The following is a 12,047-nucleotide window of genomic DNA, read 5'->3' as shown; positions in this document are numbered from 1 at the left end:
AGAAGCGCTCACCGATATTAAATGTGCTTCGAATCTGATTGTTGTTCAGATCATAGGCAGGAAGTGCCTGTCCTAGTCCGGGTTGGTGGAATGTCCGCGATTCAAAGATCGGACTGTTCTCACGTCTTACGTAGAGCCCGGATTTCTCGGCTCGAAGCTTCATATCAAACTCACGGAGCAACACCTTGTCCTGCAGCTCGTCCGGATTACTTTTCGCCGTAAACTTCATCTCTTGAAAGATCGCCTCTCCCTGCTCCGTGAGAGGATTAATCTGATAATGAACTTTGTATATATCCCGAAAACTTTGCAAATCCCCCGTTGCCGCAATGGTATACAGACTCGCTGTAAGCAAAATAAACATGAGACTGATGACAAGCATGCCTGTAAACGAAAGTAGCATTTTGATGCGAATTGACATATGTATCCCCTCTTAACCATGCGATTGGTACAGTTAGTGCACATGTTATCACAAGATGCTTCCTATTGCCCATATGCAAATCAGGATAACTATAAGATTGTCACTTTACGTTCAACATAAAGAAACAGGGCGAAGCAGTATTTCCTCTGCTTCGCCCTGTATGATGCACATGGCTTAATTGAATAAGCAACGTACGTATTAAAACGATGAATAGTTAAATCCATAAATGATTAGATTCGTGACTTTAGCGACTATTCTACGACAGCTACACCCCCGTTAATGCATCCACTCCACATGGTTTGGAGCATTTCGTTCAGTGTAGTTTAATACTGCGTATTACCGGACTGGCTCGTTTTACCCGAAGCAAATCCTTTGAATAGTGTTGGCACTTTGGAATAACGTGTATTCGTAATTCGCCCTTGTGAACTGCTACTGTCTGTACGCATAATGGCATCTTTTACATTCGAAATATTGGAATTATCAAGAGTCATGTTGACCGTGAATGTTGTGCCTCCATTTTGCCGCACCAGCTTGCCGATATCATCGGCACGGAAGTTTTTAATGTTAATTGTGCCTGCTGCATTGATCTGGAATACCTTATCGTACGCTTTATATGCTGCACCACCAGTAATATTAACCGTTCCAGATGATTTCAGTGTCAACGCATCCTCGCCCACATCCTGCCATACCACATTAGAGATATTACAGTTACCATAACAATGCACACCGTCTGCCGCTGGAGCACCAATGATGACATTTTTCAGTGTAGCGCCTGCTTCCAACCGGAAGACCGGCTTCTGATTCTCCGCTTGAGAACCGTCACCCAAGGTAGAAGGATTCGCCACAAAGGTTTTCCCCTGTCCATCATACGTCGTGCCCTTAGGTACAACAATCGTTGAGTTTACAACCGTTGGCGCAGCCGCTGCAGGCATAACACCAAATATGGAAGCGACCAGACCGGCGGACAACAATAGCGTTAACATTTTTTTCATCATTAACATCCTCCCTTAATATGAATGGATTAGTTTACAAGTCACAGACTTGTCCCACAGAACCGTAGAAGCAAAGAACCTCGCATCCCGGAACCTGTACTAATCCTACAAAAAAAGGAATATTACAGGAATAATCTTGAGATCAGATTTACATTTTCTAGCATTCTCTCTACATTGTTCTCACTTATATATTCTGTTTTTACATTGATATACACTGATATCAACTTCGAATATGCCGTCTTTATTGTCTGGATATCATCTTTAACCTAAAAAAGAACCCCCTGTTTTTAAAATAACAGGGAGTTCTCTAAATATACTTCGTCTAACCAAAGATTATCTTATTCCCCTGCTTCGTTTGTTTCTTGGGAAGAAGATTCTGGTGTTAGCGTATGGAGCGGATTAACATTCGTAAATTGATTCACAGTTTCATAAGTCACTGTACCGTCTTCAGCAACAATCATTTTCAGAACGATCCAGTACAATTCATTTCCGCTTCCTTCTTCAACCGTGTAGGTTGCACTTGGCGTTGGAACAGCTCCGTGGAATACATCAATTTTAGCACCAGACATCTTGATTGTACTCGTGCCTGAATAATGATGTACGTAGAAGGTATACGTTCCCGGAAGCAATTGGCGAATCGTGGTTGTCTCTGGTCCATAAGATGTAGTATCATCCAGATCCAGATCTACCATAAGTTCGTCATCATAATAATAACGTTTATCCGCGTAGTAGGTATGGAACACTCCTCCATCACCTGCTGGGCCGATAAGATGTGAATCCAGGTCTGCCGGATCTTTACCCCAGGTTAATACAAAACGTGTTTCATTAGCTGCCGGAATTTCAATAGCTGTTTGATTTTCATTTTGGTTATTTACATTTACTGCCGATACACCAATAAGATATGTTCTAATGTACTTTGTATCTCCGCCTCCAAGCTCACCTGTATAGATGCCTGGCTGCATATTGATGTAATATTTACCGTAAGTGTCTGTCGTTACCGTACCAACAATCTCACCCGTTTTGTTATCCAGACCTTTTCTGAAAGAAATCTGCAAATTGGCTACTGGTGCTCCAGCGACATCTTTAATACGTCCACCGAATCCGGTAAGTTTTACAGAAGCACTTTGGCTTCCTGCAAACTGAGTCTTGTCCGTATTGGAATCAACGGTAATGTACAATGTGGAACCGTAGCTATCGATAGGGCTAAATGTAAATTCCCCATTGTGATACTGTAAATTACTTAGTTCCCGCTCTTGACCGTTATAGTATGCATGTACCACAAAGTCTTCAGCAGTCAGTTCAGATACATCCAATCCATTGGTAAATGTCAGTTTAGCACTTCCATTTGTAACCTGAACCCCTTCAAGTCTTGGGTGTGTCAATTCATTATATACTGCAACAGTCACTGGAACTTGGATTTGATACTCTCCATATTTAGCCTTCACAACGGTTGTACCGTTAGCTACAGCTTGAATTTTACCAGAGTTATTTACAGTGACAATGCCGTTATTTTCCACTTCCCAGCTTGCAAGAGATGTCACATCTTTGTTCGCTGAGCCTGTTACACCTGTAAGTACAATTTGTTTCGTTGCATTTACAGCTGAAAGATCAATAATTTCAGGTAAGTATACCAAACTAGTCACTGTAGGGTCTGCTTCAATTCTTGGATGCTGTTGAAGCCCGCTAAAGTCACTTCCCTCTACATTGACTTGTGCAGAAGTTAACGCACCTGCTCCAGAGAATTGTACAATAGCGTCCAGTATCGCGCGATTTACGGTTGCACCTTGATTGATTTTGAAAACCGTATTCAGTGCTTGTTGGAACACCTCGAGATTCCCGATGCTAGAGTTGTCTCCAAACTCTACTGAAATCTGCTCTGCATGAACCATTATAGAGTCAAACGTTCCGTTCAACACTACCGCAGCATTATGTGGAATAGAGTCTGTTAATTCAATTGGACCAACATCGCCTGTGGAATCATTCTTTACGATGGCTCCAGACTTGATTTCAATCTGTTGTACATCACTCGCACCTTCCAGAACCAAACGAACACTTCCATCTGCCTTATCTACAATTACAGTCGCAAGAACAGAGTTCAGTGCATGGATACTGTTAGGTCCTCCACCTTTAATGCTAGTTGTTCCTGTAACCGTAACGTGATCAAGTGTAACATCACCATTAGCTACAGACTCGAGAACTTGAAGGTTACCATTGATCTTAGTGTCTTTCAGAATTACACCTTGAGAACCAATCGTGACATTACCAGTTACGTTACCCAGAGTGTATGTGCCTGGAGAAGTGAGGTTTTTGCTGGAAGTTTGTTGACCTCCTCCATTATTTCCACCTGTGTTGTTATTGTTTCCATTATCCCCGGTAGAGCTATTGTTGCTACTGTTACCTTTATTGCTGTTTTCAGAAGGCTTCGTTGTTTCTGGTTTTGTGGGGTTGGAATTGTCCGTACCTTCTTCTGTCTTCGCAGGAATCATAAATTGTTCATATGTAGACTTATTCATGACAAACTCATAAGCAAGTCTTGCCAATGCTTGTCGATCCGCTACACCCGTTGGATTAAACGTTGTTGTTCCGTCTTTCTGAACAATACCTTTAATAAATCCGGATTGATATGCGAGTGACACAGAATCCTTCGCCCAATCTGATACTTTATCCATATCAGCGAGCTGTGGTTTCGTTGTTTGAGTTGGTGCATTCTTTGTTTCCCAGCCGAATGCTCTTACGAAGAATACAGCCAGTTCCTCTCTCGTAACTTTTTTATCTGGAGAAAACGTATCCTTCGAGGTTCCTTGGGCAACACCAGATTGAACGAGTGCAGATACATAGCCAGCGTACCATTTGGATTGGTCCACATCTTTAAAGGAACTAGCTACAGTAGAGTCAGGCTTTAATTGAAGCGCACCCACCATAATCTTTGCCAATTGAGCACGTGTTACTGAATCTGAGGGTTTAAATGTTCCATCCGCAAATCCAGATAAAATGCCTTTTTCAATTAACTTCGTAATTTCTGTTTTGGCATACGATTGTTCAAGATCCTTAAATGACGTTACAGATGATGAGGTCACTTCCGCCGAGGCTAGCAATTGCATAGAAAACATAGAGGCAATCAATGATGTAGAGAGTACTACTGACAACTTTCGATTAAACTTTTTCCATTTTGAATTCAAAACTCGACACACTCCTCTTAAACGTCCGTTATTAACACAAAAAATGTAACTTTAGTACTACTCCCCCTTTATGATCAATAGGATAATAATACCATGTAAATTTATAAAAACAAGATTAATAGACTATCATTTTACATAATAGTTGAAATCATGAATCGAATGCTGCCTATTATTTCCTAATAATAAAAAAAATGTGCTACTCGGAATATTACCGAATAACACACTTGAGTTATCTGTCGTATGATTTTAGGCTCCTGCTCCAAAACGCTGGCGGTATCCGCATTTGCGGCAAAGTTCTTCTACAGCTTCCCGTTTGGAAAAACCGTATACCAGATTGTTCGCACGCTCTCCATCCACAATATCGGAAAAATTCTTTTCATGGATGTTTCCAAGGTTGATGACACCTTCTCCATCGAGACAGCATGGAACCACGGTTCCATCGACCAGCACAGCTGCCTGACTGCGAAGTGCATGGCAAAACCCTTTTCCATCATCTTCAGGTGCATCGAGACTTGGCCACTGGAATTCATGATCCTGATTCAGGTATACGTTGGGTGCAATTTTTACGCCGCTGCCCGGAACAACCTTTTCTTCAATGCGAAAATCCAGATTGAATTCCTGCTCCAGCACCTCAAGCGTCTCCCGATTTCGATTCATCTGAGCATTGGTGAAGTTATCCTGCGTCAGATTCCATAGTCGGAACGAGACAATGACGTTATGTTTCACGGCTTCACGAACAAAAGACAAGATGTTATGCAAGTATCCGTCACGATCGGTAGAACCTTCATGACCGTCAAAGCTGTGCAACGAGAAATTCATCTGTCTCAGTGCAGGTTTACCCAATAATTTATGCTGTGTCTTCGGCAGTAGCGTACCGTTGGTCGTAATGTTTACTTTAAATCCCTTGGCATGAGCCATATCCAGCAGCAGGTCAATTTTGGGATGAAGCAACGGTTCCCCTTTGACGTGCAGGTAAATATGTTTTGTGTGTGGTTTGATCTGATCCAATATATTATTAAAGACTTCAGGGTCGATGAATCCTTTGGCTCGCTTCGTTTGTGGACAAAAGCTGCATGCCAGATTACAGATGCTCGTAATTTCAATATATACTTTCTTGAACGTTTTCAACTCAGGGTCCCCATTCTGCCGGGAGGAACATCGGTCCTGCCCTCATTCGTAGTACGGCCATATGAGCCAATCCTCATTATATCGGTTTAACGAGCTAAGGTAAATCAGAACAGCGGATCAGTAACAAAGTCCAGTGTATTTTTTTATCCCCATTTCAAGACTTAAGTCCCCGCCCTATTTACATTAAGTCAAGATGGATATATGCTGAGTACATAACTGCATATCTTGTACATTTGCACTGGGGGAGCCTTGCGGCTGAGACGAATACGACGATTCGGACCCTTTGAACCTGATCTGGGTTATACCAGCGGAGGGAAGTGGAGCGGCTTTTAGTGGCAGTGGGGGATCTCTATCCTTGATGGGGATCAACTTCAGTTAAAACGTATAGCTCTGCTCATTTCTCCGGAAATGGGCGGGGCTTTTTTTGTATTTTGGCGATGTGGTTACTTATGTGCTGGTTGCTTGATGACCGAGAAACTAGCCAATCAAAATAAAATTCGAAACAAGGAGGAAATGACGATGTCTTATCTTGAACGTGTACGTTCACTCAATCCTTTGGTTCATAATATTACCAACCTTGTGGTTGCTCCTTTTACGGCAAATGGTCTGCTTGCCCTTGGAGCCTCTCCGTTTATGGCCTATGCCCATGAAGAAGTCGCTGACGTCGCTCGCATGGCCGGAGCGGTGGTTCTGAACATCGGCACATTGGATGAAAAGGTCGTTCAAGCGATACGTTTAGCCGGACAATCGGCTAATGCACATCATGTGCCTGTTGTCCTTGATCCTGTTGGTGCAGGAGCCACAGCATATCGTACGGATACGGTACAAATGCTGGTTCGTGAGCTTCGTCTTACGGTATTAAGAGGTAATGTCGCCGAAGTCGCCCATGTCATTGGTGTACCATGGAATATCAAAGGTGTGGATGCCGGGGTTGGCGAGGGGGACCGGATTGGCATTGCCGAGCGGGCAGCGCAGCAGCTTGACTGTATTGTCGTCATTACAGGCCAGTACGATATTATTACAGACGGATATCATACTTTCCTAACAAGCAACGGACATGCATTACTTACCCAAGTTACCGGTGCAGGCTGTCTGCTAAGCTCGGTGATTGGTGCTTTTGTTGCAATCGCCAAGCCGGGAAACGATATGCTGAACAGTGTGGTCGAGGCTGTTACAACCTACGGTGTAACCGCTGAACAGGCTGCAGCACGAACGGCTCATCAGGGGCCGGGCAGCTTCCAGATTGAATTGTTAAATCAACTGGCGCAGATGACACCTTCGCTGTTCTCCGAGCATGCACAAATTCGTCAGACTCGTGGAGGTATGTGATGAATATTGCTCAAGCGTTAACGATTGCCGGGTCCGATAACGGGGGCGGTGCAGGAATTCAGGCAGACCTCAAAACCTTTCAAGAACTTGGTGTATACGGGATGACGGTTATTACTGCAATCGCCGCGCAGAACACAACAGGGGTTCAAGGCGTCTTTCCGATTGATTACGATGGCATTGTCCAGCAACTTGATTCAACGGGAGCCGACTTTCAGCCGCGTGCCGTCAAGACAGGTATGTTATATAGTGCCGAGATTATTCGTCTTGTTGCGGCAAAATGTCAGCAGCACAGCTGGTCTAATCTGGTGATTGATCCCGTGATGGTTGCCAAGGGCGGTGCACCCCTGCTCCAGCAGGAGGCTGTGCAAGCACTCACCCAGGATTTGCTCCCCCTTGCCTTGCTTATCACACCTAACATCCCTGAAGCCGAACTGCTTATTGGGAGGTCGATTCGGAACCTGAGTGAGCGTGAGGAAGCCGCAAAGCAATTGGTACAGATGGGTTCAACGTATGCCTTGATTAAAGGAGGACATGATCCGGGAAGCGGTATGGTTATCGATGTCCTGTATGACGGGCATTCCTTTCATTATTTGGAGAACCTTCGTGTAATGACACGTCATACACACGGAACCGGCTGCACGTTCTCTGCTGCCATTACGGCGGAACTGGCAAAGGGTTCCCCTATTCTGGCTGCCGTTACGACCGCGCGAGCATTCATTCAGGCAGCCATTGAAGATGAGCTGGGATTCGGGACTGGCCACGGGCCGACGAATCACTTTGCGTACCAACGCAGACAGCGGGGTGAACGCTGATGCGTAGATGGGATGCGGAAGCGGTGCGCCGCGCGCTGCAGTTGTATTTGGTGATGGGCAGCGTCAATACGACGCGTGACCCGGTGGAGGTGCTCCGCCAGGCGATCACTGGCGGCATCACGCTGTTCCAGTTCCGCGAGAAGGGAACTGGTGCCCTGACAGGCGAAGCCCGCTTAGCGCTTGCGCTGCGGCTTCGTGAGGTGTGCAGCCAGCACAGGATACCGTTCATCGTGAACGATGATGTCGAGCTGGCTGTGGCGGTAGAGGCCGACGGTGTGCACGTCGGCCAGGAGGATGCGGACGCGGCGCTGGTACGCGCCCGCATCGGCGAAGGGCGGATGCTTGGCGTATCCGCCCACTCCGCCCTTGAAGCCCGCCATGCCGTGCAGGCGGGCGCAGACTATCTTGGCGTCGGGCCCATGTACCCGACGCGCTCCAAAGCGGATGCCCACGCTGTGCTGGGCCCCGCCGGGGTTGCGGAACTGCGCGCCGCAGGCATCGCAGTTCCGGTGGTCGGTATCGGCGGCATTACGCCCGATACCGCGGCCGCCGTGATGGCGGCAGGAGCCGACGGCATAGCCGTCATCTCCGCCATCGCGGGCGCGGCCGATGTGCACGCAGCGACTGCACAGCTCGCTGCGATCACCCGCACGGAGCAGGCATAGCCGTGCTATGCTCCCAAGCCCCACTCATGAAGAAGGATGCAACCACTTGGTGTCACATCCTTCTTCATCTCTACCGCTATTCATTTCGTGCGTTCTCCATTCCTGCACGCTCTCTGCATCCTTCCCACGCCCCCTCACATCAGTCTCGCCCAAATGTATATCATCACTCTGCTCACTCCATCGTCACATTCCCATTCCAACATGACTTCACATACTCTTTCTCCTCGAATATAAACGTCACCTCCATCACAAAATTAACTTATTGACTCTCACGTAACGTGACATTGTACAATTCATGGTGTAAGGAGGTTTCACCCATGGCCATGAAAGTGAAAGAAGTCTCCGAACTTGCTTCGATCAGTGTGCGCACACTGCATCACTATGACGAGATCGGGCTGCTTGTTCCAGATGAGATCACTCCTGCCGGATATCGAATGTATTCGGATGCCAATCTGGAACGACTTCAGCAGATTTTATTTTTCAAAGAACTCGGCTTCTCGCTGAAAGAAATCAAAAACATTTTAGATGACTCCGCCTTTGATGCGGAGGAAGCATTGCATATGCACAAACTCATTTTGCTGGAAAAACGACAGCGTCTGGATCAAATGATTGCCACTATCGATAAAACCGTACTACATCTGAGAGGAGAGATTGAAATGACCCCTAGAGAACAATTTCAGGGCTTTGATTTTAGTCACAATCCGTACGAACACGAAGCCCGTCAACGCTGGGGTGACCATGCCGTCAATGAGGCACACCAGAAATTAAAGGACCCGCCTGCTGACAAACAAAAAGAACTGTCTGATCAGATGAATGATATTTTCAGACGATTGTCAGCCATCAGCCACACAGCACCCGAATCTGCCGAAGCACAGGCCGAGATTAAACAGTGGTACATGGTTCTGAATCAATTGGGGAGCTATTCTCCAGAAGCCTTCAAAGTTCTTGGCCAAATGTATGTAGATGACGAGCGTTTCACGCGGAATATTGATCAGTTTGGGGAGGGGCTAGCACAATTCATGTGTAATGCCATGGCTGTTTTTGCCGATCAAAACCAATAGCATCAAAAAGGACGTAACCCCTGAGGAGTTACGTCCTTTTTGATCGTCTCTACCGATCCCGGCCGCAATGTGAACCATACTTATATCTATGTCCACTCCGAGAACTTCGCACCTTGCTTACGCTCTTGGTGCTTGATCCGAAGTCGATGCTTCGGATGCCATGCTTGTTTTCGCCATACGGCCTGGAATTTGCCAAGCTGATACAATCGCCAAAACGATGAACAACCAGTCTGTAGGCTCGCTAAAATATTCTTGGATCGTTTCTGTAAACGCACCAATCATTTCTTCGTCAAACACCAAAGTCAGCAAGCTCACATCGGTAAACAATTCAGATGTAAAATATACCACCGTCAAGTATTTACCGAGCAAGATACCCACCAACGCAAAAACTACAGCAATAATCTTGTGCACCGTTGCGATTTTTTTGTTTGAAAACAACACGACAGCGTACCCGCAAAGCACGCCAACCAGTATCGCAATAAGACCAACCTCATACTCCGTCATAGCTGCAATCGCAGCCCATACCACACCTCCCAGTATGGCAGCAATCAAACCACCGATGATCGGCATTCCAATCTTTACTCCTTGCTTTTCTTCCACGATGTCTTTCCCTCCTGAGTCATGCTTATACTATATTTCCATAATTCACCTTTCCTATAAAACCACAAAAAGCTTCAAATTTCAACAATTTTCTGTATTTTAATACCTATATACATACATATTCCAATATAGCTTGATCATCTAAAATCCTATATTTGAATCACCTTATGTAAAAAACGAAAAGACACCCCTTCCACAGCCTGAATCACTGTAAAAGAGATGTCTATTTTTCCTAACCTTGTCCTACAGAGGATAAATACTTAAATTATACCTGTGCTTCTTTGGAAGGCTTAATAACAGCCGCAATCTGCTCCAGAATAGCATCGACTGAAGCCGAATCATGCACATCATATTCATCAATGTTCAAGCGCAGTACTGGGCAAGCTGTAAACCGGTTAATCCACACGGAATAGCGCTCATGCATGTGCTCCCAATACGAGCGATCTGTCTGAATCTCCATTTCACGTCCGCGTTCGGTAATCCGGTTCAGAATCGATGGCAAACTGCCTTCCAGATAAATTAGAACATCCGGGTGCGGAAAATAAGGCGTCATCACCATCGCTTCAAACAAGCTGCTATAAGTCTCAAAGTCGGTAGCAGACATCGTGCCCTGATCGGCATGCATCTGTGCAAAGATGCCCGTATCCTCATAGATGGAGCGGTCCTGTACAAAACCACCGCCCAATTCAAAAATCTTTTTCTGTTCTTTAAAGCGTTCAGCGAGGAAATAAATTTGCAGATGAAAACTCCAGCGCTCAAAGTCATGGTAAAACTTTTCCAAATACGGATTATGATCAACCTGCTCAAGCGACGTTTTGAAATTCAAACGATCTGCAAGTGCTGCCGTTAGTGTGGATTTCCCTACCCCTACCGTTCCTGCTACTGTAATTAATGCATTCGCTGGAATGCCATAGTTATTCATATGATAAGCTCCTTTACTTGATTAACAATCTGTCTGAAGTGCTCAGGATGTTCCACAAAGTCAAGCTGCTCCGCATCAATCTTGAGAATAACTGGAGGATTCATGCCATTGGCCAAATACTCCATTCCTGTTTTGTAGTCGGCAATCAACTGCTCCATATAAGCAGGGGCCATATCTTGCTCAAAGGAACGCCCGCGTTTATTAATTCGGTACATCAATGTATCCAGCTCAGCTTCAATGTAAAGCACCAGATTGGGTTTCGGAAGGTCATCCGTTAAAAGATGATAAATTTGGCGATATTTATCCCGCTTCGTTCCTTTCAAGGTACGTTCAGCAAAAATCAAATTTTTATAGATATGATAATCCGAAATGACCGGGCTGTTCTGTTTAATAAATTGGGCACCGGTATCTTCTAGTTGCTTAAATCGGTTGCACAGAAAAAACATTTCGAGTTGGAAGCTCCACTCGTCGATATCTTGATAAAAGGAGGCCAAAAATGGGTTCTCCTCGACAATTTCTTTAACCAATGGAAGATTCAATTCTTGGGAAAGCATCGTAGCTAACGTTGTTTTCCCCGCTCCAATTGGGCCTTCAACAGCTATAAACGGGGCTGATTTCATGGTGTTCCGGTTCCTCCTCGTAATTATGCGTGTTCCGTTTCTATATAGACCTCACCTATTGTATCACAGCTTGGCACAATGGAAAGACAGTATTTTATGTATAAAACAAGTCAAAATAAGGATGTTTCGTCAGCCTTATTTCGTGTCATAACTCGAACTGCTTCTATCACTTAGCTTAAGCTTAATCGTCCACACAAAAAAACACACCTGATTTCCATCAAGTGTGTCTTTGCTTTGCTTGGCGGCGTCCTACTCTCCCAGGACCCTGCGGTCCAAGTACCATCGGCGCTAGAGGGCTTAACGGTCGTGTTCGGGATGGGT

General features: G+C 45.4%; 10 protein-coding genes, 1 rRNA gene and 1 riboswitch. Of the genes, 4 read left to right on the top strand and 7 right to left on the bottom strand.

The window, feature by feature from the left end:
* Window positions 1-741: 741 nt before the first annotated feature.
* From ABIE27_RS14935 to ABIE27_RS14925, 3 genes are all read right to left on the bottom strand, one after another.
* Window positions 742-1,410 (bottom strand): pectate lyase, encoded by a 669-nt coding sequence (locus ABIE27_RS14935; RefSeq protein ID WP_192895056.1) that lies wholly within the window; start codon window positions 1,408-1,410, stop codon window positions 742-744.
* 338 nt (window positions 1,411-1,748) lie between these two features.
* Window positions 1,749-4,589 (bottom strand): S-layer homology domain-containing protein, encoded by a 2,841-nt coding sequence (locus tag ABIE27_RS14930; RefSeq protein WP_429350835.1) that lies wholly within the window; start codon window positions 4,587-4,589, stop codon window positions 1,749-1,751.
* A 246-nt stretch (window positions 4,590-4,835) separates the two neighbouring features.
* The gene (locus ABIE27_RS14925) at window positions 4,836-5,717 is read right to left on the bottom strand and encodes a radical SAM/SPASM domain-containing protein (protein ID WP_123062898.1); all 882 of its coding nucleotides are present in this window, start codon (window positions 5,715-5,717) and stop codon (window positions 4,836-4,838) included.
* A 230-nt stretch (window positions 5,718-5,947) separates the two neighbouring features.
* Window positions 5,948-6,050, top strand: a riboswitch (TPP riboswitch).
* Between the two features lie 186 nt (window positions 6,051-6,236).
* Between ABIE27_RS14925 and thiM the strand changes: the two genes are divergently transcribed.
* The 4 genes from thiM (at window position 6,237) to ABIE27_RS14905 (ending at window position 9,584) form a co-directional block, all read left to right on the top strand.
* Window positions 6,237-7,046, top strand: a complete 810-nt coding sequence (gene thiM, locus ABIE27_RS14920) for a hydroxyethylthiazole kinase (RefSeq protein WP_429350834.1) — start codon at window positions 6,237-6,239, stop codon at window positions 7,044-7,046.
* Window positions 7,046-7,858 (top strand): bifunctional hydroxymethylpyrimidine kinase/phosphomethylpyrimidine kinase, encoded by an 813-nt coding sequence (gene thiD / locus ABIE27_RS14915; RefSeq protein WP_123062896.1) that lies wholly within the window; start codon window positions 7,046-7,048, stop codon window positions 7,856-7,858. Before thiM ends, thiD begins: the two co-directional genes overlap by 1 nt.
* On the top strand, window positions 7,858-8,523 hold the full coding sequence (gene thiE / locus ABIE27_RS14910; RefSeq protein WP_429350833.1) for a thiamine phosphate synthase: 666 nt from the start codon (window positions 7,858-7,860) through the stop codon (window positions 8,521-8,523). Before thiD ends, thiE begins: the two co-directional genes overlap by 1 nt.
* A 317-nt stretch (window positions 8,524-8,840) precedes the next feature.
* Window positions 8,841-9,584 (top strand): MerR family transcriptional regulator, encoded by a 744-nt coding sequence (locus tag ABIE27_RS14905; protein WP_429350832.1) that lies wholly within the window; start codon window positions 8,841-8,843, stop codon window positions 9,582-9,584.
* 117 nt (window positions 9,585-9,701) lie between these two features.
* Here ABIE27_RS14905 and ABIE27_RS14900 read toward each other — a convergent pair whose 3' ends face one another.
* The 4 genes from ABIE27_RS14900 to rrf form a co-directional block, all read right to left on the bottom strand.
* Window positions 9,702-10,184 carry a hypothetical protein gene (locus ABIE27_RS14900; protein WP_429350831.1) on the bottom strand — a complete coding sequence of 161 codons (483 nt, stop codon included), beginning with the start codon at window positions 10,182-10,184 and terminating at the stop codon, window positions 9,702-9,704.
* A gap of 265 nt (window positions 10,185-10,449) precedes the next feature.
* Window positions 10,450-11,106 (bottom strand): deoxynucleoside kinase, encoded by a 657-nt coding sequence (locus ABIE27_RS14895; protein ID WP_123062892.1) that lies wholly within the window; start codon window positions 11,104-11,106, stop codon window positions 10,450-10,452.
* Window positions 11,103-11,726 (bottom strand): deoxynucleoside kinase, encoded by a 624-nt coding sequence (locus tag ABIE27_RS14890; protein ID WP_123062891.1) that lies wholly within the window; start codon window positions 11,724-11,726, stop codon window positions 11,103-11,105. The genes ABIE27_RS14895 and ABIE27_RS14890 overlap by 4 nt, the downstream gene beginning before the upstream one ends.
* 236 nt (window positions 11,727-11,962) lie before the next feature.
* Window positions 11,963-12,047 (bottom strand): 5S ribosomal RNA (gene rrf, locus ABIE27_RS14885); the annotation flags it as partial.

Origin of the sequence: Paenibacillus sp. 4624, from assembly GCF_050435065.1 — a bacterium.
Lineage (GTDB): Bacteria > Bacillota > Bacilli > Paenibacillales > Paenibacillaceae > Paenibacillus > Paenibacillus amylolyticus_D.
The sequence above is the reverse complement of the archived record's forward strand: the minus strand, read 5'-3'. Positions and strand labels throughout refer to the sequence as shown.